The sequence below is a fragment of the Modicisalibacter muralis genome (assembly GCF_900102945.1).
Taxonomy (GTDB): Bacteria; Pseudomonadota; Gammaproteobacteria; order Pseudomonadales; family Halomonadaceae; genus Modicisalibacter; species Modicisalibacter muralis.
On record NZ_FNGI01000008.1, the window covers coordinates 183,162 to 207,286 of the forward strand.

A 24,125-nucleotide genomic window follows, 5' to 3' on the forward strand; every position below is an offset into this window, starting at 1 on the left:
TTAACCATTCCAAGCGTTGCGGCCCAGGCGGTATGGCGCCGCCCCCAGACGCCGTTCCGCGCCCAACGCGATCGCCAACAGCCTGGCTTCATCGAAGCCTCGTGCGATCAACTGCAGCCCTACCGGCATACCGAAAGTATCAAGACCCACCGGCATTGTCAGTGCGCATAGGTGAAGGTAGTTGATGAATGCGGTGTTGCGCAGAATGCGCCCATTGGCGGCGAGAAAATACTCTTCGTCATCCACCTCGCTAAAGCACGGTGCTGGCATGGGCACCGTTGGTGTGGCGACGACGTCCACCTCAGCAAAACGCTGGACCGCCTGCGCCGCAAGACGCGACATGCGACGCAGGCGTTGTTGATAGATGCCGGCCGATAGGGCACCGGCTTGGGCGATATCTTCTGCCATGTCCGGACCGAGTCGCTCGAGCCATGCCGGTAACTGCAAAGCCAGGAATAGAGACAGTTCCGTACCCACTAGGCCGCCCTCGCGGAAAAGCGCATCGGCCGCCCGCGCCTCGGGAAACTCGAAATCAATCAACCGCGCGCCAGCCGCTTCCAGCTCACGTAAGGCTTGCCACGCCGCCTCGGCAATGCTCGGGTCACAGCCCTCCCAAAACATAGCCTTGGGCAGACCGATGCGCACCCCAGCCAGTGACAATGGCTTCTGCATGGAAAGTCCATCGCCTTCGCGTCCTTCCAGCGCCGCCACTCCGATAGCGATGTCAGCGACGCTACGCGCCAGCAGACCCAAACTATCCAGGCTGTGGCTAAGCGGCACCACCCCGGTGGCCGGTAAGCGGCCATGCGTCAACTTCAAGCCTACCGTGCCCGTCATGGCGGCGGGCACGCGCACCGAGCCCGCCGTGTCGGTACCCAGCGCCAGCGCAGCGCTGCCCTCGGCCACGCTCACGGCGGCGCCACTGGAAGACCCGCCACACACTTTTGATGGGTCCCAGGGGTTGCGTGGCCCTTCTCCGGCAGGCGAGGTACCCAGGCTCGTGAAAGCGAATGCCACGGTTTGGGTTTTGCCGGTGAATATGGCCTGCTGGCGGCGCAGGCGAGCAGCCACGGGACCATCCTGCTGCCAAGGCGGCGGCAAGACACTTTCGCTACCGGCGCGTGTTTCCCAGCCGGAAAGGGCAATATTGTCCTTGATCGAAACAGGCACGCCCTGCAGCGGTCCCCGAACCCTGCCGGCAGCGAAGTCGCTGTCCACCGCTTCCGCCTGGGTGCGCAGCCCTTCGGGCGACCAGGCAGTGTAGGCGCGCAGCATGGGAACATGCGCATCGATGGCCCGATCGGCCAGATCGCGTGCCCGTATACGGCCCTCGCGTATGGCCTTGAGACAGCCCATCAATGTCGGATCGTCGCCGAGACGCTTGCCTGCCATGAATACCCGTTTCACCATCAAAGGGATGAAGGCGCTATGCCAACGCTGCTGCTTCCAACGCCGCCTGCTCGCGCTCACGCGCCACAGCCATCGCCGGGCGTTCGTTGCAGCGCAGCCGGTAGGCCTCAAGCGCTTCCGGCAACGGTTGCTTGAAGGCATGCGCCCAGTTCAAGGTATGGCCCAGCAGGATATCCGCCACCGTGAACGGCTCGCCAAGCAGCCAGCCCTGGCCATCGAAGCCGCGTTGCAAGGCCGCCAACGCACGCTGGAACTCCCAGGCCGCGGTAGGCAACACCGCCGGCACGCGACGCTCCTGGGGCAAGGCAAACTTGTGCTTGGCCTGGGTCCACAGGGGTTGTTCCAGCTCGCTAATAACGAAAAGCAGCCACTGATCGACGCGCGCACGCTGCTGGAGATCGTCCGGCAGCAATCGCCCTTCGCCATAACGCTCGGCCAGGTAGCGGCAAATCGCCACCGACTCGAACAGCGTCAGTTCGCCATCGCTCAGCGCCGGCAGCTTGCCATCGGGGTGACGCGCCAAATGCTCGGCGCCCTGGTTGACGCCCTCGCGCAGATCGACATGCTGGCAGGCATACTCGAGTCCAAGCTCCTCAAGTGTCCAGGCGACCCGCAGCGAGCGGGTGTTGGGATAGGAATACAAGGTGATCATCACGAGCTCCGAGCGTGAATAATCCATGCAGTGTAGCCAACCGACCACGCAGCGCGTAGGCATAGGATCGAATCGGGCACTCGTCGACGCGAAAAGGCCCCAACGAGTGGGGCCCAGGTAAAAATCTCAAGTGGCGGCTAGCACTTACCAGTCGGCAGCATTGCCTATCTGTGCTTCATTGTCGTTGCTGACCGGGAAATTGGTGCGCTGATCGCCGAGGGCGATGATGTTGCGCTGAGTCTCGGCCAGCGCCGCGCTTGAGCCGGCGAAGCGGTAGTCATGGATATCGGCTGCGCTGGTCTGCTCCACATTGGGAGCGCCATGTGCCAGCGGCTCGTGGTTGACCAGCAAGCCTTGCTCGGAAGCCACGCTGGCCTGGGCAGCGACCGGTAATGCAGCGAATACGAGTGCGGCTAGGGTAGTCTGGAGTTTCATGATTGGCACCTCTTGTCGGTGTTGATTGATGCCAAGCATTTTATAAGCAACTTAATTAACCTGCTAACAAATAATGTCGATCATGATGATAGGCCTCTCCTATTGGCCTTGCAATATTTATAGTGATGCCAGATTGCGACGCACCTCATGGCGACAGCCGAGACTAGGCTGTCTGGCTTTCACGCATTTTCTTGATCAGCTCGTAGGCATTGCCTATCTCGATGGTTCGTTCCTTGGCCATCTCGCGCATGCTTTCGGGCAGGCCCTTGCCGGCCAGCTTATCGGGATGATTCTGGCTCATCAGGCGCCGATAGGTCCGCTTGATGTCAGCGTCGCTGGCGTCGGAATCGACGCCCAGCACCCGGTAGGCATCTTCCAACGACAGCCCGGAAGAGGCCCCGGGCGCTTGAGCGCCAGCGCCTCTCAGCATGGCTTCGATCTGCTGAATTTCCGCTTCGGAGCAGCCCAGGCCACGCGCCACTCGCAGCAGCATCTCATGCTCGGCGGGGTGCAGTTTGCCATCGGCGGCAATCGCCGAAAGCTGTACCTGGATAAACACCTGCAGCAAGGCGCGCTGGCCACGGGTGATACGCCGCACGGTGGCCAGCTCGGCATCCAGATCGAAATCCGCCGATTTGCCGCGGGTGAACGCTGCCCTGGCCTGCGCGCGCTGCGCTTCATTCAAGCGTAAGCGCTCCCACAGCCGCCGGGAGACGTCGAGTTCCTCCTCGGTGACTTGGCCATCGGCCTTGCACACGCAACCCATCACCGCGAAGGTGGAGTCCAGAAACTGCGTCTGCACCTGGGCCAGCCTGCCCAGCACACTCACGCGTCCCAGGCGCTTGGCGAGCCAATAAGCGAGCGCCGCGCCTATCAGCATGCCCAGCAGGTCGCCGACCAGGTAACCCAGAACCGCTCCAATCACGATGGCTATCAGCATGGCTCTCTCGTTTGTCTCTCTTTAATGGCAATGACCGTTTCGCGGTGTTATTGGCCCGATGCGTCGCGGCGTCCCGCCTCGCGACGTTGGCGAATCGCCGCCTCGATACCGATAGCGTCGAGCCCGCATTCCTCGAGCAGTTCCGCCGGTTTGCCGTGCTCGACGAAGGCATCGGGCAGCCCCAGGTTGAGTACCGCCGCCTGCACGCCCTCGGCGGCCAGTAGCTCATTGACCGCGCTGCCGGCACCGCCGGCCACGACGTTCTCTTCCAGCGTCACCAGCAGGTCGTGGTTACGCGCCGCGTCGAGCACCGCCTGGCGATCCAGCGGCTTGATCGAGCGCATGTTGAAATGACTGGCATCAAGGCGTTCGGCGACCTCGGCGGCCGGCACGTTGAGACTGCCGAAAGCCAGTAATGCCACCCCCGAGCCTTCCCGGCGCACTTCGGCGCAGCCGATCTCGACGGGCTCGAGATGCTCGGGGATCGCTACGCCCGGCCCGGTGCCACGCGGGTAGCGTACCGCCGCCGGCCCGTTGTGATGGTAGGCGGCGCTGAGCATGGCGCGACACTCGGCCTCGTCGGCGGGGGCCATGATCACCAGGCCGGGCACGCAGCGCAGATAGGAGAGGTCCAGCGCGCCGTGGTGGGTGGGGCCGTCCTCGCCGACCAGCCCGGCGCGGTCGATGGCGAAGGTCACGTCGAGGTGCTGCACGGCGACGTCGTGGATCAGTTGATCGTAGCCGCGTTGCAGAAACGTCGAATAGATCGCCACCACCGGTTTCATGCCCTCGCAGGCCATGCCGGCGGCCAGCGTCACCGCATGCTGCTCGGCGATGGCCACGTCGTAGTAACGCTGGGAATACTGCTGCGAGAAGCGGATCAGGTCCGAACCTTCGCGCATCGCCGGGGTGATGCCGATCAGCCGATCGTCCGCTGCAGCCATATCGCACAGCCAATCGCCGAACACATTACAATACTTGCGTGGCTTGACCTTGGGGGTCACGGGGGGCTGATCGGCAGGCGCCTGGGGCTCGGTCTTGGGTGCCGGCGCCGGGTCCTTCTCCAGCTTGGTGATGGCATGGTAGCCAATCGGGTCGGCCTCGGCGGGTCGAAAGCCCTTACCCTTGCAGGTCTTGATATGCAGGAACTGCGGACCATCCAGATCACGCATGTTGCGCAGCGTCTGCGTGAGCCCCGGCAAGTCATGGCCATCGATCGGGCCGATGTAGTTGAAGCCCATCTCCTCGAACAGTGTCGCCGGGCTGACCATGCCTTTCATGTGTTCTTCGGTACGCCGCGCCAGCTCCAGCGCGCCGGGCAATCGCGAGAGCACCTTCTTGCCGCCCTCGCGCACCGTGGTGTAGGTCTTGCTGGCGAACACCCGCGCCAGGTAGCTGGCCATGCCGCCGACATTCTCGGAAATCGACATCTCGTTGTCGTTGAGAACCACCAGCAGGTTGGCGTCGACGTGGCCGGCGTGGGCCAGAGCCTCGAAGGCCATGCCGGCGGACAGCGCGCCATCGCCGATCACCGCGCAGACCCGCCGCGACTCGCCACGCGTGCGCGCGGCCAGCGCCATGCCCAGCGCGGCGCTGATCGAGGTGCTGGAATGGCCGACGCCGAAGGTGTCGTAGTCCGATTCGCTGCGCCTGGGGAACGCCGCCAGGCCGCCGTACTGACGAATCGAGGTCATCGCCTCGCGCCGACCGGTGAGGATCTTGTGCGGGTAGGCCTGGTGGCCGACATCCCACACCAGCCGGTCGAATGGCGTCTCCAGCGCATGATGCAGGGCCACGGTCAATTCGACCACGCCCAGCCCGGCGCCAAAATGCCCGCCGCTACAGCCGACGCTGTAAAGCAGATAGGCGCGCAGCTCATCGGCCAGTTCGCGCAGTTGCGCCGAGCTCATGGCGCGCAGCGCGGCGGGCGTATCGATGGTGTCGAGCAACGGCGTGGCCGGACGCTCGACGGGAATCTCGTCGAACAACTTCATGGGCTTGTCTTCTGTCAAATGAAGCGCTGTATCGATTAATCAGTGCTTCCTTGTGAGGGTGTTTACAAAACAGGCGAACGAAGGCATGACAAGGCGAAATTGAGCGAAAAAGCGCAGTTTACGATAGGTAAATGAGCATTTTGAGGAAAATTTCAACGCTGTATTGCCGAGTGCAGGCATTTTGTAGACATCCTCTCAGTAGTCGCGCTCGATCATATACTTGGCCAGCTCGGCCAGCGGTACGCCGGCCTCGCCCAATGGCGCGAGAGCCGCCAGCGCTTCATCGAGCAGCTCGCGGGCCCTGGCACGAGCGCCATCGAGGCCGAGCAAGGCCGGGTAGGTGGGCTTGTCGTGCGCCGCATCGGCGCCGGAGGTCTTGCCCAGCGTAAAGGTGTCGCCGGTAACGTCGAGCACGTCGTCGTGAATCTGGAAAGCCAGGCCGATCGCCGCGGCGTAGGCATCGAGCGCCGCCATGCGCGGGTCGCTTTCGTCGACGGCCGTCAGCGCACCCAGGCGTACCGCGGCGCGGATCAACGCGCCGGTCTTGTAACGATGCACGGTGGCCAGCGTCTCGACATCCGACGCTTCGCCCACCGCGTCGATATCCAGCGCCTGGCCAGCGACCATGCCGTCGCGACCGGCGGCCTGGGCCAGGGTGCGGATCATCGCCGCCAGGCGCGGCCGGGCGGCATCGGCGAGCAGCTCGAAGGCCAGCGCCTGCAAGGCGTCGCCGGCGAGAATCGCCGTGGCTTCGTCGAAGGCACGATGCACGGTGGGCCGACCACGCCGCAGGTCGTCGTCGTCCATGGCCGGCAGGTCGTCGTGAACCAGCGAATAGGCGTGAATCAGCTCTACCGCCAGCGCCGCGACGTCAAGATCGTCGTCGCTGGCACCCAACGCGCGACCGGCGCCATACACCAGCACCGGCCGTAGCCGCTTGCCGCCCGTTACCGCATGGCGCATCGCCGCTTCTAGCCGTTCGGCGGGCATATCGCGATGAGCGAACAGCGCGTCAAGCTCGGCATCGATGCGTGCCCGGTCGGCACTCAGACGCAACGGCAGTGCCACCGATTCAGTGGTCATCGTCGGCCTCCGCCGGTCGCTTGGGCGTGTCGAACGCCGCCTCGGCGAGCGTGCCGTCGGGCTGTTCGACCAGCGCCCGCACCTTGAGTTCGGCTTCATCGAGGCGGCGCTGGGCATCGCGCGTCAGGCGCACGCCCTGTTCGAAAGCCGTCAACGACTGCTCCAGCGATAATTCGCCAGATTCCAGCTGGCCGACCAATGCCTCGAGCCGATCCAACGTGGCGGCGAAATCTTCCGGAGCCGCCTTGTCCTTGTCTGGCATGACGCGCCTCGCTCGTCGAAGCGGGCCGGCGGCCCGCGCATGTCCGTGTTCTGGCGGCACAGTATACACGCACCGCCCCCGGGTGCGTCTGCCCTTGGGCCTGTTCGAAGCCGGCAAAATCGTCGAATTCACGTGTATTTCGCTCATACACAAGCGCCGGCTTTTTCATCCAGCACCAGACCGGTTGTGCTACGATATGGCCCCTGTTGGCGCGCTCCATTCGATCGCGTGGCCCCCGCCCCATCTTGCCTCCGGGCCGTTGCCTTCACGAAAGTGCCATGCCGGCAGGTCTAAAAATCATACTGACATAGAGCGGCACCCGCCGCCGAAAGGGTTGATTCGACAATGGCCAAGACGTCCCTGGACAAGAGCAAGATCAAGATCCTGCTGCTCGAGGGCATCCACCAGTCCGCGGTGGATAACCTGTTGAATGCTGGTTACACCAATATCGAGCACCTGCAAACCTCGCTGGATGAAGACACGCTGATCGATAAGGTTCGCGATGTTCACTTTATCGGCATACGTTCGCGCACCCAACTCAATGCACGGGTATTCGCCGCCGCCGAGAAGCTTACCGCAGTAGGCTGCTTCTGCATCGGTACCAACCAGGTCGATCTGGGCGCGGCGCTGACGCGCGGCATCCCGGTGTTCAACGCCCCTTACTCCAATACCCGCTCGGTCGCCGAACTGGTGCTCGCGGAAACCATCATGCTGCTGCGTGGGATTCCAGAGAAGAGTACCCGTGCCCACCAGGGCGGCTGGCTGAAATCGGCCAAGAATGCCCATGAAGCTCGCGGCAAGACGCTAGGCATCATCGGCTACGGCAACATCGGCGCTCAGCTTTCGGTACTCTCCGAGTCGCTGGGCCTGGATGTGATCTACTACGACGTGGTCACCAAGCTAGGCATGGGCAATGCCCGCCAGGTCGCCAGCATGCAGGAACTGCTGGCGCGCGCCGACGTGGTCAGCCTGCACGTGCCGGATCTGCCTTCGACGCGCTGGATGATCGGCAAGGAACAGATCGCGCTGATGAAGCAAGGCAGTATCCTGATCAACGCCTCGCGCGGCAGCGTGGTGGCGATCGAGGAACTCGCCGATGCGCTCAAGAGCGGCAAGCTGCTGGGCGCGGCCATCGATGTCTTCCCGGTCGAGCCCAAGGGCAATGCCGAGGAATTCGTTTCGCCGCTGCGCGGGCTCGACAACGTGATCCTGACCCCGCATATCGGCGGCTCGACCCTGGAGGCCCAGGAGAACATCGGCATCGAGGTTTCCGAGAAGCTGATCACCTACTCCGACAACGGCACCACCATCACCTCGGTCAACTTCCCCGAGGTCGCGCTGCCGGCGCATCCCGACAAGCATCGTCTGCTGCACATTCACGACAACGTGCCCGGCGTGCTGTCCGAGATCAACCGCGTGCTCTCCGAGAACGACATCAACATCTCGGGCCAGTACCTGCAGACCAACGCGGAAGTCGGCTACGTGGTCATCGATGTCGACAAGGCCTACGGCGCTCAGGCGCTCGAGGCGCTCAAGCACGTCGAGCACACCCTGCGTATCCGTGCGCTCTACTCCGAGAGCAATTTCGACGATTGAGCCCTGTCGTCGACGCTATCGCTTAACCGTTCCAAGCCGCCATCGATATGGCGGCTTTTTCCGTTTCTGGCGCGATGAAGTCGCGCCACGCGAGCAAGGCCAGGATTGCACAATGTTTCACCGGGTAACGGCAGACAACATTAGGTATCTCTCGTAGCACTTCATCCAAAGACTGACTACGTTTTCAGCATAAGAAGAAGCAGGGACCGCGAGGGAACCGATCGCAACGCTTCTTTTGAAGACTGCCATGGAGGCAGGCAAGCGATGAAAAGAAACATTTTCATCCCGGCACTGGAAGAGCAACAGCGCATCGAGCTGGAAACCACACGCAATGCCCATGAGCGCGCATTCCATGGGCTGCTCGATGTCGCCACATTGGTGGAAAGCGGGGATTTCTCGTTCGATAATCTATTGGCGCGAATCCGGCGTGAACTGCAGAAGTTTTCGGGCAATGTGGACGCCATCGTCGCCCATTGGGACTTTCCGACTAGCGTGCTGGTGCCGATACTCTGCCACGAATACGGCATTCCCTCGCCCTCGCTCGAGAGCGTGCTCAAGTGCGAGCACAAGTATTGGAGCCGAGTCGAACAGCAAAAAGTCATTCCCGACTTGGTTCCGCGTTTCGCCAGCGTCGACCCCTTCACGAAAAATCCGCTGGAACAGGTCGATCTCGCCTATCCATTCTGGCTCAAGCCGGTCAAGGCTTTCTCTTCTCAGCTCGGCTTCAGGATCGACAACGCCGAACAGTTCCACGCGGCCATCGAGGAGACCCGCACCCGGATTCATCATCTCGGCGATCCGTTCAACGAGGCGCTGGCCCACGTGGATCTGCCGCCCGAGATCCGCCGGGCCAACGGCAATACCTGCATCGCCGAGGAGATCGTTTCAGGGATCGAGGGCGCCCCCGAAGGCAGCATTTTTCGCGGCGAATTCCGCGTTCATGGGGTGTTTGACCTGCCCATCGACAGGCAGGACGACCTTTATGACAGGATGGAGTACCCCTCCAGCCTGCCCAAAGCGATACAGCAGCGAATGATCGATGCCAGCGAGCGCTTTCTCAAGCATATCGGTTATGACAACGGCTGCTTCAATGTCGAATTCATGTGGGACGAAAAAGCCGACCGGCTACGCCTGATCGAGGTCAACACGCGGATATCCCAGTCGCACAGCGAAGCATTCGTGATGGTCGACGGCATGTCCAATCATGAAATCGCCATCGATGTGGCATTGGGCATTCAGCCATCGATTCCTTATCGCCAGGGGCGATTCGCTGTCGCCGCCAAATGCATCATCCCGCATTTCGAAGATGGCATCGTCACGCGCGTACCCAGCCAGCAGGAGCTGGGCGCGCTGACCCAGCGCTTTCCCGGGACGCTGGTCCGGCTCGATGTCGCGCCGGGCATTCGCCTGAGCGAGCTGCCTAACCAGGACAGTTTCTCCTACCATATAGGAACGGTCTGCCTGGGCGGGGAGACCCATCGGCAGGTTCGCGAGCGTTACCAAGCCTGTCTCGAGGCGCTGCATTTCGAGTTCGATCCCGTGCCGCAATGAGCGCTCATGCGCAGCCTCGCCAATCGTCGATTCCAGAAGAAGGGAGGAATCATGCACACGATCACCTCGTTCCCCTACGAAATCCGCGTGATCGAAAACACCTTCATTACCCTGAGCGACGGCGCACGCCTGGCCGCGCGCATCTGGCTGCCGCTAGCCGCCGAGCGCGAGCCGATGCCGGCGATCATGGAATACATCCCGTATCGCAAGCGCGACCTGACCCGTGCCCGCGACGCCAACAACCATGCCTACCTGGCCGGGCATGGCTATGTCTGCGTGCGGGTGGACATGCGCGGCAGCGGCGATTCCGACGGCGTCGTGGTCGACGAATACACCCGCCAGGAGCAGGAGGATGGCGTCGACGCCATCGCCTGGATCGCCGAGCAACCCTGGTGCGACGGCAACGTCGGCATGATGGGTATCTCCTGGGGTGGCTTCAACAGCCTGCAGGTGGCGGCGCGGCAACCGCCAGCCCTGAAAGCGATCATCAACATGTGTTCGAGCGACGACCTTTACGCCGACAACATGCATTACATGGGCGGCTGCCTGCTGGGCGACAATCTCTCCGAGGCGACGGTGATGTTCGCCTTCAACAGCCTGCCGCCGGATCCCGAGATCGTCGGCGACCGCTGGCGAGACATGTGGTTCGAGCGCCTGGAAGGTAGCGGTCTGTGGCTCGACACCTGGCTTTCGCACCAACGCCGCAGCGAGTACTGGACGGCAAGCTCGGTGTGCGAGAACTACGCCGCCATTCAATGCCCGGTATTCGCGATCGGCGGCTGGGCCGACGGCTTCACCAACGCGATCTTTCGCCTGCTCGAACACCTCGAGGTCCCGCGCAAGGGGCTGATCGGCCCCTGGGGCCACAAATTTCCGCATCAGGGCATTCCGGGCCCGGCCATCGGCTTCTTGCAGGAAGCGCTGCGCTGGTGGGATCACTGGCTCAAGGACCGCGATACCGGGGTGATGGACGAACCCATGCTACGCGCCTGGATGCAGGACAGCGTGTCGCCCGATACCGCTTATGCGGAGCGCCCCGGACGCTGGATCGGCGAAGACGCCTGGCCTTCGGCGCACATCGAGGAGCACGGCTATCCGCTGGGACTTTATACCCTCGGTGCCAGTGGCGAGAAGAACACCATCGACAAGGCCCTGACCGTGCAATCGCCGCTGAGTGTCGGCATGTTCGCCGGCAAGTGGTGCTCCTACGCCGCCACGCCGGACCTGCCGGGCGATCAGCGCGAGGAGGACGGCGGCTCGCTGGTATTCTGGAGCCAGCCACTGGAGGAACCGTTGGAAATCGCCGGCATGCCGTGTGTGAACCTGGAGTTATCGGTCGACCGGCCGCAGGCGATGATCGCGGTGCGCCTATCCGACGTGGCGCCGGACGGCAAGGCCACCCGCGTCACTTATGGCCTGCTCAACCTGTCCCACCGCGATAGCGACGAGAACCCGCAACCGCTGGAACCGCATCGCCGCTATCGGGTTCGCGTGCCGCTCAACGGCACCGCCCAGCGCTTCCCGGCCGGGCACCGGCTGCGCGTCTCGCTCTCCACGTCTTACTGGCCGCTGGCCTGGTTCCCGCCGGAGCCGGTGCTGATGACCGTCTACACCGGCAATAGCAGGCTGTGGCTACCGGTACGCCCGCCGCGCGACGCAGACGAGAGGCTGCGCCCGCTCGCCGAACCCGAACAGGCCCCGGCGGTAGAGACCACCCGGCTCGAACCCAGCGAACACAACTGGCTACTGCATCGCGATCTGGCCAACAAGGAATCGACCCTGGAAGTCATCAACGACCAGGGCGGCTATCGCATCGACGAGATCGGCACGGAAATCCGCCGCAGCACCCGCGAGTGGTACTCGTTCATGAAGGACGACTTCACTTCGGCGCGCGGCGAAACCTATACCCAGCGCGCCTTTACCCGCGACGATTGGAATATCGAAGTCATTACCCGCACGGTGCTGACCTGTACCGCCACGGACTTCCTCATCCATGCGCAATTGGACGCCTACGAGGACGATCGGCGCGTCTACTCGCAGAACTGGGATCGCGCCATCGCACGGGATAATGTCTAGGCGGCACGCTAGCCTCTGTCGCCTAGAAAGCCGTTTCCAGCACCTCGCTGACGTTCAAGCCATCATCCACCAGGCACACACGCCGCCACTTATCGAAGGTCAAACATGGGTGCGAGGCACCGAAGGCGACGATATCGCCCACCTGTACGTCATCCGCGCCCTCGGGCAAGCGGATGAAGGCGTGCTGATCCATTAGCTTGGTCAGCGTCCAGCCCTCCACCGTCAGCGTGTCGCTGGCATCGCCACCTTCCCGATAACGGCGCAGCGGCTCGGGCAACTGGTCGAAGCCGATATCGCGCTTGCCCAGCGCAACGATGGCCAGCCCCGGCTCGGGCAGCGACTGCACCTGGGCGAAGACCTCCAGCGCCGGCAGCAGGCCCTCATGCAGATCCGCGCGCCGCGCCAACACGCCGCGCTGGGCCTCGCGATAGATGCCGTGATCGTGAACCACATAGCAGCCTGGGCGCAGCACCGGCGTGAAGCGCTCGCGCAGTTGCGCGGCATCGAAGGCCTCGGCGACCAGGTCATACCAGGCCGAGCCCGAGGCGGTGACGATCGGCTCATCCACCTCGATCAGCCCGTCAGCGTGGAGCCGCTGGGCGGTCTCGACCAGCAGGCCGGCATAGGCGCGAATAGCGGTGACGGGATCGTCGCCGTGCACCACGCCCTCGTAGCCCTCCATGCCGGCCAGTTGCAGCGCCGATTCGGCGCCGATGAGCTGGGCCAGCGCGATGACCTGCGCCTGGTTGCGACAGCCGGTGCGCCCACCCTCGACACCCAACTCGATCAGCACCTTCAAGCGCAGCTTGCGCGCGGCGAAGAAACGCCCCAGCGCTTGCGCGTTGGCTTCGGAGTCGACCACGCAATAGAAATCCGCGCCCGCCTCGATCAGCCCGGCGACGATCACCATATTGGCTTCGCCGACCAACTGGTTGGCTAGCAGCAGGCGCTCGACGCCGTGCGCGAATGCCGCCCGGCACTGCGGCGCGGTGGCCAGAGTGATGCCCCAGGCGCCGGCCTCGCACTGACGCCGGAACAGCTCAGGCGTCATGGTGGTCTTGCCATGCGGCGCGAGATGCGCGCCGTGAGCTTCGGCGAAGCGCTGCATCCACGCCAGGTTGTGCTCGAGCGCCGGCGCGAAGATCGCCGCCGCCGGCAGGCTGACGCCCGACAGCAGTGACCGCCCCGCCTCCGGAGTGCCTTTCTGGCCCGCTTCTCGAACCGCTGCGGTCGCCGTCGCTGATTCGCTCATCCTGATTCTCCCGAACGTTCTTGCGTTCATTACCAAAACACTGTGATAGTAATTTTCATACAACTTGATTTATTGTTAGAAACTACCATACTTTGTCGCATAGGCAAGCCAAAGGAGAGATTGGTGACCCAAGACATCGATATTCTGTCACGCATCACCGGCGATTTCGCCAGCCTGCGCGACGCCGAAAAGAAGGTCGCCGAGTTGATCTTCGCCGACATCGATTTCGTCGCCGAGGCCAATATCAGCGATATTGCCGCGCGCGCCGACGTCTCCGATGCCAGCGTGACCCGCTTCGCCCGGGCGGTGGGCTGCCATAACGTGCGCGATCTCAAGCTGCGCCTGACCCGCGCGCTGGCCGCCGGGCGCCGTTTCATCCAGGACGCCGGCGAGGCCGATGGCCTGGGTGCGGTCTACGACATCGCCGCGCAGACCCTGGCCGTCAATCGCGAGCTGATGGAACAGGCCGACATCAAGGGCGCGGTCGAGCTGCTCGACGGCGCACGCCAGATCCTGGTGTTCGGCGCCGGTGGCGGTTCCACCATGCTGACCCAGGAAATGCAGTTTCGCCTGGTGCGGCTGGGTTATGCGATCAGCGCCTACCCGCAATCGCTGCTGCCACGCATGGTCGCGGCGACCCTGGAGCCCGACGACGTGGTGGTGACGCTGTCGGTGACCGGCTATACCCCGGAGATCGTCGACTCTGCGCATATCGCCCGCCAGTACGGCGCCAGGGTGGTGGCGATCACCGCCACCGGTTCGCCGCTCGCCGAGGCCGCCGACGTGGTGCTGCCGGTGGTGGCGCGCGAAACCGACTTCATCTATCACCCGTCGTCGTCGCGCTACGCCATGCTCGCCGCCATCGATGTACTGGCGATGGAGCTGGCGTTGCGTCATCAGGACCGCTCCCGCGACAAGCTGCGCCGGCTCAAGATCACTCTCGACGCCCACCGTGGCGGCGACAATCGCCAGCCGCTGGGAGACTGACATGCGCTTCGATATCCTGATTCGCGACGTGGAAGTGATCGACGGTACCGGCGCCGCCTCCTATCGCGCCGACGTCGGCGTTCGCGGCGAGCGTATCGCCGCCATCGGCCAACTCGCCGACGCCGGGGCCGGGGAAGTCGTCGAGGGGCATGGCCATTGCCTGGCGCCGGGCTTCATCGACGTGCATACCCACGACGACACCAACGTCATCCGCGCCCCCGAGATGCTGCCCAAGCTCTCCCAGGGCGTGACCACGGTGATCGTCGGCAACTGCGGCATCAGCGCCAGCCCGGTCACCCTCGCCGGCGACGTGCCGGACCCGATGAACCTGCTGGGCCGCGCCGAGGATTTTCGTTACCCGACGTTCGAAGCCTACGCCACGGCGGTGGACGCCGCCCGGCCGGCGGTCAACGTCGCCGCGCTGATCGGCCATACCAGCCTGCGCAGCCAGGTGATGGACGACTTCGCCCGCCCCGCAAGCCGAGACGAGATCGAGGCCATGCGCCAGGCGCTACGCGAATCGCTGGATGCCGGCGCGCTGGGCATGAGTTCGGGGCTCGCCTACCGCAACGCCTTTCAGGCACCGATGACCGAAATGCAGCCGCTGGTCGCCGAGGTCGGCGCCGCCGGTGGCGTCTATACCACCCACCTGCGCGACGAGTTCGCCGGCCTGACCGATGCCATGGACGAAGCCTTCGCCACCGCCCGCCACGGCTGCGCGCCACTGGTGATCTCGCATCTTAAATGCGCCGGCGCGGGCAACTGGGGCGGCGCGCCGCAGGCGCTGGCCAAGCTGGAAGACGCCGCGCTCGACCAGCGCGCCCACTGCGACTGCTACCCCTATACTGCCGGTTCGTCGACGCTGGACCTCGGCCAGGTCACCGACGAGATCGAAATATTCATCACCTGGTCCGATCCGCACCCCGGGCAGGCGCGCCGCACACTGGCGGCGATCGCCGCCGACTGGGGCCTGACGCTGATGGACGCCGCCAAGCGCCTGCAACCCGCCGGCGCGGTGTATCACAACATGAGCGAAGACGACATGCGCCGCGTGCTGGCGCATCCGCTGTCGATGGTCGGCTCCGACGGGCTGCCCAACGACCCGCATCCGCACCCGCGGCTATGGGGCGCCTTCCCGCGCGTACTGGCGCATTACAGCCGCGATCTGCAACTGATGCCGCTGAGCGAAGCGATACGCAAGATGACCGGGCTGTCGGCGGCGCAGTTCGGACTGATCGATCGTGGGGTGATCCGCGAGGGCGCCTACGCCGACCTGACTCTGTTCGATCTCACGACACTCGAGGACAGCGCCGATTACGCCCAGCCTATCGCCGCCGCTCGCGGCATCGAGTTGGTGATGGTCAACGGCACGATCGGCTATCGCCAAGGCCAGGCCACCGGCGAACGCGGCGGACGCCTGCTGCGCCGCCGTGGACGCATCGATCATCGCCCCAGCAACGATTACCCAACCACCCTGGAGGAAACCCCATGAGTATCAAGCGTTACGGCGTCGAAGGCGGCGTCGGCACCGGTGGCCAGAAACTGCCCTTCGCCCGCGCCGTGGAGGCTGGCGGCTGGCTACGCGTCTCGGGCCAGACACCGATGACCGATGGCGAGGTGGTCGAAGGCGGCATCATCGAACAGACCCGGCTGGCCTTCGACAACTGCCTGGCGATCATGCAGGAGGCCGGCTACGGCGTGGAGGACGTGGTGCACGTCACGGCGGTATTGACCGACGCGCGCTACTTCTCGTCGTTCAACAAGGTGTTCGCCGAAATCTTCGGCGCCAATCCGCCGGCGCGCATCTGCAGCGTCCAGGACCTGGTGGTCGACTGCAAGGTCGAGGTCGATGTCTCGTGCTACCGCGCCGATCGCGCGTGATGGAGCGACAAAACGAAAAGCGATGAAAGAAAAAGTGCCGCGCCCCGGCAAGGGCGCGGCACCGAGCAGCGATGATGGATGGATATTCCTTACCACTGCCTCGGTCGCGGCAACGACCGAGCCAACAAGTATAAGAGGCTAGCATGAACAGTCATATCTTCCTCGGCACCTTCTTCGTGTATATCGTCGCCATGATCGGCTTCGGCTGGTGGGTGTCGCGACGCAGTCGCGGCAGCGGCGACGACTTCCTGCTCGGCGGGCGCAGCCTGCCGCTGTTTTTGACCGTCGGCACTACCGTGGCGACCATGGTCGGCACCGGCTCGAGCATGGGCGCGGTGGGCTTCGGCTATACCAACGGTTGGGCCGGCGCGCTCTACGGCCTCGGCGGCGCCACCGGCGTGCTGCTATTGGCGGTGTGTTTCGCGCCGGTGCGCAAGCTGCGCTTCATGACCATGAGCGAGGAGCTTTCCTACTATGTCGGCGCCAACCGGCTGGTGCGCAATATCGTCGCGCTGCTGATCTATATCGCCTGCATCGGCTGGCTGGGCGCGCATATTCTCGGCGGCGGGCTCTACCTGGCGTGGATGGCCGATATCGACGTCGATCTGGCCAAGGTCATCGTCGCGCTGGGCTTCGGTATCTACTGCGTGATCGGCGGCTACATGGCGGTAGTGTGGACCGACACCGTGCAAGCGGTACTGCTGTTCGTCGGCTTCATCGCCATGGCCGTGCTGGCGCTGGTCGAGGTCGGCGGCTTCGATGGGCTGACCGCCGGCATGGATGCCGCCAGCACCAGTTTCCTGGGCATCGGCAAGGTCGGCGCTATTCCCGCCCTGTCGCTGGCCACGGTAATCGCCGTCGGCGTGCTGGCCACGCCGTCGTTTCGCCAGCGCATCTATTCCGGCGAATCGGTAGGCTCGGTGCGGCGTTCCTTCGTCATCACCGGGGTGCTGTACCTGGGCTTCTCGATCATCCCGGCGATCATCGGCATGGCCACCCAGGCGCTCAATCCGGGGCTCGAAAACAGCAACTTCGCCTTTCCGTATCTCGCCACCGAGGTGCTGCCGCTGGGCTTCGGCCTGCTGCTGCTGGTGGCGGGGCTGTCAGCGACCATGTCCAGCGCCAGCTCGGATGCCATCGCCGGGGTTTCGACACTGATACGCGATATCTACGTGCTGTTCACCGGCCGCGTACCCGCCGCGCGCCACGTGGTGCTCTACTCGCGGCTGGCGCTGGTCGCCACCATCGGCCTGGCGCTTGGCTTCGCGCTGACCTCGGACAACGTCATCGCCTACATCACCAGCATGATCGCCACGGTGCTGGCCGGCATGTTCGTGTGCGGCATGCTCGGGCGCTTCTGGCCGCGCTACAACTGGCAGGGCGCGATCGCCACCCTGGTCACCGCCTCGGCGACCTCGCTGGCGGTCATCTCGCACGATGGCTGGAGCGCCTTCTGGGGCAACCCCAGCATCCCCGCCGTGCTGGTGGCCACCCTCGGCGGCGTGGCGGTCAGCCTGCTGACCCCGGCTTCGCGCGTCAGCGAAGCCGAGGCATTGGCGATCATCGACCAGGAGCGCGAGCGCATGGAGCAGGCCCCCGATGTGACGCTGACGCCGGATTCCGCGTCGACACCCTCGTAGTAACCCTAGCGATTGACAACGGCGGCCCGGGCAGCATTGCCGGGCCGCCGATTCATCCCCAATGCGTCATGACGACGCCGCCCAGAATCAGGCCGCCGGCCAGCAGGCGTTCACGCTGCAAGGGCTCACCCAAGCACACCACGCCGATGTCGATCCAGTGCATGGTGAGCAACTCGGCCGGCATTTCTCCGGCTTCTATGATGGCTACTGCCTCCTGCCGCTCTACGTGTCCTGTGATCAGCAACTGCTGGTGAGCTACCTGCGGCCCGTCTACTGCGAAGTGCTCTTCAACCCGCGCGCCTTCCACAACCGCTGACTTGGCTGGTCAGTCGGGAGCCGACACCGCGCATCCTCTCGGTATCTCAACTTTTTGGTTTAGGCTGATGGCGAGTGAAAGCGCAGTGCTGCGCTAAAGGGGGCTGTCGACCCGAATTGACCAGTGGGAAGGGGTTTAAGTAGCTGCTTTATCTGAAACTAAAGGGCAGCAGGCGGCCCTTACCTGCCGGTTACAATGGTGTTGTAGGAGCTGCTTTAGCTGCGATTGACAGGCAGATGTCGACCCATTGCAGCCGTTCGCTAGAGCTGTCATCTGACGACGGGGGCGAGAAAGCGGACGTGGGCCAGGAGCGTAGCGACGATCATAGGTAGCCAGCCACCCCCATGTGGCACAGCTGCGGCTAATAATCGGCGGCCTACTTCAAACCGCGGCCATTGTTCGATCAGGTAGGTTTCCAATAATCCGGCGCGCGCCGAGAGCGATTGACTGTTTCATGTTCGTACCAACGATTCTTGCCCGAGAGCCTTTGCGATCTCGCGCAGATGCTTGTCGCCCGTGCCGCAGCAGCCTCCAAAAACGTCCATATGCGGGTACCGGGCATGCAAGTCGCTTAGCTGCGTTGCAAGCTCGACCGGATTTCCGTCTTCAAGATGGCCCAGTTTGCACAGTGCCATTTTTTCCATATTCGACGCGTTTGGTCGAACGCCGCGCAGTCGCCTGGTCCACGCGCTATCGTCAAGCGCAGGCTCATATTCCAATGGATGAGAACAGTTCACCAGGTAGTAGTCGGGCGCATCAAGCCCGGTTTGCGCATCGATCTCGGTGATCGCTTCGCCAAGCGTTGGGCCGGACTTGAGGCGATGGGTGCTATCAAGCGTTAGCGCAATTGAGAGCGGCACGCCAATTCGCGCAGCAGCGCGTGCTGCGCCGACGGCCTCAGGGACATTATTGAAGGTCATTGCGCAGGCAAAATCCACCTGCGCCCGTTTCAGCGTTTCAAGCTGAACCGCGTGATACTCCTCGGCGCTTTCGGCGGTTATACCGCGGTTCAGCCTGTAGGCGTCGCCACGCGGGCCCAGGATTCCTCCGATCAAAAGGCTTGGGATCCGGTCGCGGTAGTCGTCCGCGATCTCTCGCAGAAAGGCGATGGCCGCAATGTTGGCATCCGCCAGCGCCGTCGCCGAATAGCCCAGTTTGGCGCCCCAGTCCGGGCTCGCGCGATAGTCGAGCCCAGATAGCAGGAAACCAAATCCGAACTCGGCTGCCACATCCAGTTGTGCGCGGAACATGTCGCGCATGGCGGTCGCAGCGCTTGGGATGTCAAGCAATGGGAACATGGCGAATTCGGGCAGTTCGAACCCATGACGATACATGATTTCGGTTTCGGACCCGCCTTCGGTAAAGAAGACTGTGCCTGACCCGGCTACGGGAAGTGGTGACGGCGCGCGCATATCAAGCCTCCGGTGCGATGTTCTGGTTGAAGCGGAACCGGTTTTCAGGGTCGTACTTCGTCTTGATTTCCACAAGACGCTGGTAATTCGATCCAAAACTGGTGCGGGTCAGCGCGGCACCGTCTTCGCCGTGGCCGGGGAAGTTGAGATAGACGCGGCCGTGATGGCCGAAGCGCTCCGACGCCGTCCAACCATCGCGAGCCCAGGCAATGTTCGCGGTGTCTTCGCCAGGATCGGACCAAACGCCGTCCAGAGAATACATCCAGCCCATCGACCGATCGCCGAAAGCCGTTTCCTCAGTCGGGACCCGCGCCGTCGCCCCACCGAAATTCCACAGAGATGACAGCGTATTATCCGAGGGCGCGGCCTTGGCGTTCTGCATTGCGAGGTCAATCATCTCGTCGGTCAGGTCGGTCAGATACCGGGCTTTCCAGTAGCAACGGAAATCGCCTGATGGCATCAGCGTGTCAAAGAGTTGCTGAACATCGCAGTAGTCCATCCGACCGGAAAAATCGGCGACCATGGTCCCGAGTTCGCGCAAGGGCTGAAGCAACGTCTCGCCTTCCGCTGCATCGCCGTTATAGACGCAAGCCAGGGTATAGACGCGCTTTCCCCAATACTTTTCGGGGAAATCCTCGCCGCCGGCAGTGGAGAACTCGCAGAGCGATCCGACACGATCACCATGCCTGGCCAGAAATTCGCGCCAGGCGCGTATCGGGCCGGGGCCGTCGTCGAGGGCATAAATGGGGGCCGCGAACATCACTTCAGGGCCGATGGGGTGAAGCGCGAATTCGAACCGCACAACGACCCCAAAATTACCGCCCCCGCCTTTGAGCGCCCAGAGTAGATCCGAGTTTTCATCGGCGCTGGCGCGGATCAGCGCACCATTGGCCGTGACCACATCCGCCGCGACCAGGTTGTCGATCGACAGTCCGTGCTGCGCTCGCAGCCAACCGATCCCACCCGAAAGCGCCAGTCCCGCCACGCCCGTGTCCGAGATCAACCCGCCCGGCGTCGCCAGGCCGTGCGCCTGAGTGGCGGCGTCCACATCCCGCCAGAGCGTACCGCCTTCTACGATGGCTACACGGCGGACGGTATCGACGTCCACGCCGCGCATCAGGGAAAGATCGATCATGACACCCTCGTCGCAGACCGCATGACCGGCTACGTTGTGGCCCCCGCCGCGGATGGCGATGGGTAGATTCCGAGTGCCTGCCAACTTGACGGACGCGATTACATCGTCTGTGTTCCGGCACCGCGCGATGATGGCGGGCCGTCGGTCAATCATCGCGTTCCAGACTGCCCGCGCGTCGTCAAATCCCGAGTCACCAGGCATGAAGATCTCTCCACCAAACCCATTGGCAAGCGTTTCGAGCGCAGTTTTCAGGTTGTTCATTTTACGACTCCTTCTGATAGTGCACCCATGCTATGACGGCGGCGCCCCTCGGGTTAGTGGTAATATCGCCACTTTCAAGGCAAAGTGGACATTCGACCAAGGCAAATGAGCCAAAGCCGTGCTGAATTAGTCAAAACGGTACTGTATGCATGCAAAAGAAACCCCTGATCATGTTGCTAGCGGCGCCGGAAACTTCGGCGTCGGTCCTTTACGGCCTCTATGACGTTCTGCTGTCCGTGGGTGCGGTCTACCTTGACATGGTGGCCGGCACCCCGGGGAAGGAGCTGTTGGATGTCCGCATCGTTTCGGCCGATGGCAGGCCGTTTCGCTGCATAGGAAATATTCCGGTCGAGCCACATGCGGCGATAGACGATCTCGTTGAGCCGGACGCGGTGATCGTCTGCGACATGTATACCTCGATCTACGATGTGCCCAAGGGGCGTTACCCGCGTGAGGCTGGGTGGTTGAGGCAGATGCATGGCGACGGAGCGCTTATCACTTCGGTCTGCTCGGGATCGCTCTTGCTGGCCGAAGCGGGTCTTTTGAACGGGCATGAAGCGACGGCCCACTGGGCATACCGCGACATGTTCCAGCGCCACTACCCAGAGATCTCGTTACATAGTGAATCCGTCCTATGTCTGGCGGCAGAAGGCGACCACATCGTGACCGCCGGCGGGGTCAGCGCCTGGCACGATCTCGCGGTCTACTTAATTGCCCGGTTCTGCGGATACCGGCACGCGATTGAAACCGCGAAGGTCTTCCTGATCAGCGGACATTCTGAAGGTCAGTCGCCCTATTCGGTGATGACTCGCCCGATGGAGTCCGCCGACGGATCTATATCAGACTGCCAGGCCTGGATTGCCGACAACTATGCCACCACCAAACCGGTCGAGAAGATGGTCGAACGTTCGGGCCTAAATACCCGCACCTTTTCGCGCCGCTTTCGGGCGGCGACGGGATTCTCGCCGATCGAATTTGTGCAGGCGATCAGGGTCGAGGAAGCCAAGCAGATACTAGAAACCGATGCACTTTCAATTGAGGAGGTCGGGGCTGCGGTCGGTTACGAAGACCCGGCTTCATTTCGGCGTGTCTTCAAGCGAAATGTCGGGCAGTCCCCTGCAGCCTACCGGAAGAAGTTCCAGCGCATTTCACAGATCGCTCGGCCGATTGGAGCACAGTGAAATGCCCTGGCCTGACCGCTGTCCAGGAATCTCACCGCTGCACTTCGGGTCGTTGGATGTAGCGGGTTCCGCTTCCGGTTACGTGAATCGAATGCCCGCTTGTTCGATTCGGTCGAGTTCTCAGCCGGCGTCCCTTGGGTCCAAAATTGGCCGTTTGTGGCTAGTAACGAAGGCCCGCTTCTGGCCGCGCTACAACTGGCAGGGCGCGATCATCGACCAGGAGCGCGAGCGCATGGAACAGGCCCCGATGTAACGCTGACACCGGATTCCGCGTCGACACCCTCATAACCCTAGCGATTGACAACGGCGGTCCAGGCAGCATTTCCCGGCCGCCGATTCATCCCCAATGCGTCATGACGACGCCGCCCAGAATCAGGCCGCCGGCCAGCAGGCGTTCACGCTGCAAGGGCTCACCCAAGCACATCACGCCGATGCCGATCGCAAACAGCACGCTCGTTTCACGCAGCGCCGCCACGAGCGCGATGGGAGCTTGCGTCATCGCCCAGATGGTAATCCCGTAGGCACTGATGGATAGCCCGCCACCGATCAGCCCCATGCGCCAGTAATCGCCCAGGGCGAGAAAGGCCGAACGCCCACGCATCGCCCCTAGCACGCCGATCATGACCAGGCCATTGAGCAGAAACAGCCACACCACGTAGCTCAACGCGTCGTTATTGGCGCGTGCGCCGAGGCCATCCACCAGGGTGTAACCGGCAATGAACACGGAGGTAGTCAAGGCGCTGTTCAATGCCATGGCATCGGGCCGGCGCTTGCGTCCACCGCGAAACGCCATGCACACGATACCCGTGATCAGCAGCGCGATACCCAGATAGCCTTGCCAGGTCGGCCGTTCGCTGAGCGCGAACAAACCCACCAAGGTCACCAGCAAGGGCGCGCAACCACGCGCGATGGGATAGATCTGCCCCAGGTCGCCAACGCGATAGGCGCGTGCCAGGAACAGGTTGTAGCCCACGTGCAGCAATGCCGAAGCGGCGAGCCAGGGCCAGGCGGCGGTCTGCGGCAAGTCGACGAAAGCCACACCAAGCAGTGCCAGCGCGCCACAGGCTATCTGGATCAACGAAATGCCCAGCAGGCGATCGAGCCCGACCTTGACCAGCGCATTCCAACTGGCGTGCATCAGTGCGCCGGCCAGCACGGCCAACAGAACGGGCGTGGTCATATCAGCTCTTATCGATAGATAAAGAGTGACTCTTCATGTCGCGATGCGATATGTCAATTCAATCAGCGCGGCTGTTGACGGTGGGAACGGCGCCGAACCGGGAAACGCAACGGCCCCGGAGCAAGCTATCCGGGCCGTTGTCTTGGGTCTCTGATTCAGGAGACTAACTAACTTGCAATATCTTCAGGGTATTGGTGCCGCCATGGGCGTTCATGTGATCGCCGCGGGTGAGAATGACGTCGTCCGCCGTGGCGACGATGCCCTGGCGCTCGAGCAGGGCCAGCGCCTGGGCGTCCAGTTCGTCGGGCGTCATCTCGCTGGTATCGAAGGCCAGCGACACCACCCCGCGATACAGCGCCATGCGCCGCTGGGCGATGGGGTTGTGGGCCAGCCCGACGATCGGCAGCCCCGAGCGAATTCTTGATGCGATCAGCGGCGTGTAGCCGGAGGCGGTCATGCAGGCGATCGCCGCCACGCCGTCGAGGTGATTGGCGGCGTACATGGCGGCCAGCGCCACTGTCTCGTCGATGCGCGTGAAGTCTTCGTGGATGCGATGCCCGGATTCCTGGACACTGCGCTCGCGCTCGGCGCCCAGGCACAGCCGGTGCATGGCCTCGACGGTCTCCACCGGGTAGTCGCCGGCGGCGGTCTCGGCCGAGAGCATCACCGCGTCGGTGCCGTCGAGCACCGCGTTGGCGACATCGAACACCTCGGCGCGGGTCGGCAGCGGGGCGCTGATCATCGACTCCATCATCTGGGTGGCGGTGATCACCGCGCGGTTGAGGGTCCTGGCGCGCTGGATGATGCGCTTCTGCACGCCGATCAGCTGGGCATCGCCGATCTCCACGCCGAGATCGCCGCGCGCGACCATCACCGCCTCG

Annotated in this window: 21 protein-coding genes; 9 read left to right on the forward strand and 12 right to left on the reverse strand. The window is 63.4% G+C overall.

Features of this window, described 5'->3' with window-relative positions; all coding sequences use genetic code 11:
• The 7 genes from BLR92_RS14160 to BLR92_RS14190 form a co-directional block, all read right to left on the reverse strand.
• On the reverse strand, positions 1–1,392 hold the full coding sequence (locus tag BLR92_RS14160) for an amidase (RefSeq protein ID WP_175488826.1): 1,392 nt from the start codon (positions 1,390–1,392) through the stop codon (positions 1–3).
• 34 nt (positions 1,393–1,426) lie between these two features.
• Positions 1,427–2,062: a glutathione S-transferase family protein gene (locus BLR92_RS14165; RefSeq protein ID WP_089729756.1), complete on the reverse strand. Its 636-nt coding sequence runs from the start codon at positions 2,060–2,062 to the stop codon at positions 1,427–1,429.
• Between the two features lie 144 nt (positions 2,063–2,206).
• Positions 2,207–2,497, reverse strand: coding sequence for a hypothetical protein (locus tag BLR92_RS14170; protein ID WP_089729687.1), 291 nt, complete (start codon positions 2,495–2,497; stop codon positions 2,207–2,209).
• A 163-nt stretch (positions 2,498–2,660) separates the two neighbouring features.
• Complete coding sequence (djlA, locus tag BLR92_RS14175) at positions 2,661–3,437, reverse strand: co-chaperone DjlA (protein ID WP_089729689.1); 777 nt, start codon at positions 3,435–3,437, stop codon at positions 2,661–2,663.
• A 47-nt stretch (positions 3,438–3,484) separates the two neighbouring features.
• Positions 3,485–5,431 carry a 1-deoxy-D-xylulose-5-phosphate synthase gene (gene dxs, locus BLR92_RS14180; RefSeq protein WP_089729691.1) on the reverse strand — a complete coding sequence of 649 codons (1,947 nt, stop codon included), beginning with the start codon at positions 5,429–5,431 and terminating at the stop codon, positions 3,485–3,487.
• A 195-nt stretch (positions 5,432–5,626) separates the two neighbouring features.
• Positions 5,627–6,514 carry a farnesyl diphosphate synthase gene (locus BLR92_RS14185; RefSeq protein WP_089729693.1) on the reverse strand — a complete coding sequence of 296 codons (888 nt, stop codon included), beginning with the start codon at positions 6,512–6,514 and terminating at the stop codon, positions 5,627–5,629.
• Complete coding sequence (locus BLR92_RS14190) at positions 6,504–6,776, reverse strand: exodeoxyribonuclease VII small subunit (RefSeq protein ID WP_089729695.1); 273 nt, start codon at positions 6,774–6,776, stop codon at positions 6,504–6,506. The genes BLR92_RS14185 and BLR92_RS14190 overlap by 11 nt, the downstream gene beginning before the upstream one ends.
• Positions 6,777–7,121: 345 nt before the next feature.
• Here BLR92_RS14190 and serA point away from each other — a divergent pair, with 345 nt between their 5' ends.
• The 3 genes from serA to BLR92_RS14205 all read left to right on the forward strand — a co-directional run bounded on the left by serA (position 7,122) and on the right by BLR92_RS14205 (position 11,999).
• Positions 7,122–8,372, forward strand: coding sequence for a phosphoglycerate dehydrogenase (serA, locus tag BLR92_RS14195; RefSeq protein ID WP_089729697.1), 1,251 nt, complete (start codon positions 7,122–7,124; stop codon positions 8,370–8,372).
• Positions 8,373–8,636: 264 nt separating this feature from the next.
• Complete coding sequence (locus tag BLR92_RS14200) at positions 8,637–9,923, forward strand: ATP-grasp domain-containing protein (protein ID WP_089729698.1); 1,287 nt, start codon at positions 8,637–8,639, stop codon at positions 9,921–9,923.
• A gap of 51 nt (positions 9,924–9,974) precedes the next feature.
• Positions 9,975–11,999, forward strand: a complete 2,025-nt coding sequence (locus tag BLR92_RS14205; protein ID WP_089729757.1) for a CocE/NonD family hydrolase — start codon at positions 9,975–9,977, stop codon at positions 11,997–11,999.
• A 22-nt stretch (positions 12,000–12,021) separates the two neighbouring features.
• Here the strand turns inward: BLR92_RS14205 and BLR92_RS14210 are convergent, their stop codons facing one another.
• On the reverse strand, positions 12,022–13,251 hold the full coding sequence (locus tag BLR92_RS14210; protein ID WP_089729700.1) for an amino acid deaminase: 1,230 nt from the start codon (positions 13,249–13,251) through the stop codon (positions 12,022–12,024).
• Positions 13,252–13,374: 123 nt separating this feature from the next.
• On the opposite strand from BLR92_RS14210, the gene BLR92_RS14215 reads away from it, so the two are divergent.
• From BLR92_RS14215 to BLR92_RS20080, 5 genes are all read left to right on the forward strand, one after another.
• Positions 13,375–14,238, forward strand: coding sequence for a MurR/RpiR family transcriptional regulator (locus BLR92_RS14215; protein ID WP_089729702.1), 864 nt, complete (start codon positions 13,375–13,377; stop codon positions 14,236–14,238).
• Between the two features lies 1 nt (position 14,239).
• The gene (locus BLR92_RS14220) at positions 14,240–15,730 is read left to right on the forward strand and encodes an N-acyl-D-amino-acid deacylase family protein (protein ID WP_089729704.1); all 1,491 of its coding nucleotides are present in this window, start codon (positions 14,240–14,242) and stop codon (positions 15,728–15,730) included.
• Complete coding sequence (locus BLR92_RS14225) at positions 15,727–16,119, forward strand: RidA family protein (RefSeq protein ID WP_089729706.1); 393 nt, start codon at positions 15,727–15,729, stop codon at positions 16,117–16,119. Before BLR92_RS14220 ends, BLR92_RS14225 begins: the two co-directional genes overlap by 4 nt.
• A 143-nt stretch (positions 16,120–16,262) precedes the next feature.
• Positions 16,263–17,759: a sodium:solute symporter family protein gene (locus BLR92_RS14230; protein ID WP_089729708.1), complete on the forward strand. Its 1,497-nt coding sequence runs from the start codon at positions 16,263–16,265 to the stop codon at positions 17,757–17,759.
• 61 nt (positions 17,760–17,820) lie between these two features.
• The gene (locus BLR92_RS20080; RefSeq protein WP_089729709.1) at positions 17,821–18,075 is read left to right on the forward strand and encodes a transposase; all 255 of its coding nucleotides are present in this window, start codon (positions 17,821–17,823) and stop codon (positions 18,073–18,075) included.
• 452 nt (positions 18,076–18,527) lie between these two features.
• Here BLR92_RS20080 and BLR92_RS14240 read toward each other — a convergent pair whose 3' ends face one another.
• Positions 18,528–19,487: a homocysteine S-methyltransferase family protein gene (locus tag BLR92_RS14240; protein WP_089729711.1), complete on the reverse strand. Its 960-nt coding sequence runs from the start codon at positions 19,485–19,487 to the stop codon at positions 18,528–18,530.
• A gap of 1 nt (position 19,488) precedes the next feature.
• Positions 19,489–20,883, reverse strand: coding sequence for an FAD-binding oxidoreductase (locus tag BLR92_RS14245; RefSeq protein ID WP_089729714.1), 1,395 nt, complete (start codon positions 20,881–20,883; stop codon positions 19,489–19,491).
• A gap of 149 nt (positions 20,884–21,032) precedes the next feature.
• Here BLR92_RS14245 and BLR92_RS14250 point away from each other — a divergent pair, with 149 nt between their 5' ends.
• Complete coding sequence (locus tag BLR92_RS14250) at positions 21,033–22,064, forward strand: GlxA family transcriptional regulator (protein ID WP_089729715.1); 1,032 nt, start codon at positions 21,033–21,035, stop codon at positions 22,062–22,064.
• A gap of 337 nt (positions 22,065–22,401) precedes the next feature.
• Here BLR92_RS14250 and BLR92_RS14260 read toward each other — a convergent pair whose 3' ends face one another.
• The gene (locus BLR92_RS14260) at positions 22,402–23,244 is read right to left on the reverse strand and encodes an EamA family transporter (RefSeq protein WP_089729720.1); all 843 of its coding nucleotides are present in this window, start codon (positions 23,242–23,244) and stop codon (positions 22,402–22,404) included.
• A gap of 163 nt (positions 23,245–23,407) precedes the next feature.
• A partial coding sequence (locus tag BLR92_RS14265; protein WP_245704215.1) for a pyruvate kinase occupies positions 23,408–24,125 on the reverse strand: 718 nt, incomplete at its 5' end.

Coding starts and splice junctions, on each gene's coding strand:
- BLR92_RS14160 (WP_175488826.1), bottom strand. CDS start 1,392: ATGGCAGGCAAGCGTCTCGGCGACGATCCGACATTGATGGGCTGTCTC.
- BLR92_RS14165 (WP_089729756.1), bottom strand. CDS start 2,062: ATGATCACCTTGTATTCCTATCCCAACACCCGCTCGCTGCGGGTCGCC.
- BLR92_RS14170 (WP_089729687.1), bottom strand. CDS start 2,497: ATGAAACTCCAGACTACCCTAGCCGCACTCGTATTCGCTGCATTACCG.
- djlA (WP_089729689.1), bottom strand. CDS start 3,437: ATGCTGATAGCCATCGTGATTGGAGCGGTTCTGGGTTACCTGGTCGGC.
- dxs (WP_089729691.1), bottom strand. CDS start 5,431: ATGAAGTTGTTCGACGAGATTCCCGTCGAGCGTCCGGCCACGCCGTTG.
- BLR92_RS14185 (WP_089729693.1), bottom strand. CDS start 6,514: ATGACCACTGAATCGGTGGCACTGCCGTTGCGTCTGAGTGCCGACCGG.
- BLR92_RS14190 (WP_089729695.1), bottom strand. CDS start 6,776: ATGCCAGACAAGGACAAGGCGGCTCCGGAAGATTTCGCCGCCACGTTG.
- serA (WP_089729697.1), top strand. CDS start 7,122: ATGGCCAAGACGTCCCTGGACAAGAGCAAGATCAAGATCCTGCTGCTC.
- BLR92_RS14200 (WP_089729698.1), top strand. CDS start 8,637: ATGAAAAGAAACATTTTCATCCCGGCACTGGAAGAGCAACAGCGCATC.
- BLR92_RS14205 (WP_089729757.1), top strand. CDS start 9,975: ATGCACACGATCACCTCGTTCCCCTACGAAATCCGCGTGATCGAAAAC.
- BLR92_RS14210 (WP_089729700.1), bottom strand. CDS start 13,251: ATGAGCGAATCAGCGACGGCGACCGCAGCGGTTCGAGAAGCGGGCCAG.
- BLR92_RS14220 (WP_089729704.1), top strand. CDS start 14,240: ATGCGCTTCGATATCCTGATTCGCGACGTGGAAGTGATCGACGGTACC.
- BLR92_RS14225 (WP_089729706.1), top strand. CDS start 15,727: ATGAGTATCAAGCGTTACGGCGTCGAAGGCGGCGTCGGCACCGGTGGC.
- BLR92_RS14230 (WP_089729708.1), top strand. CDS start 16,263: ATGAACAGTCATATCTTCCTCGGCACCTTCTTCGTGTATATCGTCGCC.
- BLR92_RS20080 (WP_089729709.1), top strand. CDS start 17,821: ATGCGTCATGACGACGCCGCCCAGAATCAGGCCGCCGGCCAGCAGGCG.
- BLR92_RS14240 (WP_089729711.1), bottom strand. CDS start 19,487: ATGCGCGCGCCGTCACCACTTCCCGTAGCCGGGTCAGGCACAGTCTTC.
- BLR92_RS14245 (WP_089729714.1), bottom strand. CDS start 20,883: ATGAACAACCTGAAAACTGCGCTCGAAACGCTTGCCAATGGGTTTGGT.
- BLR92_RS14250 (WP_089729715.1), top strand. CDS start 21,033: ATGCAAAAGAAACCCCTGATCATGTTGCTAGCGGCGCCGGAAACTTCG.
- BLR92_RS14260 (WP_089729720.1), bottom strand. CDS start 23,244: ATGACCACGCCCGTTCTGTTGGCCGTGCTGGCCGGCGCACTGATGCAC.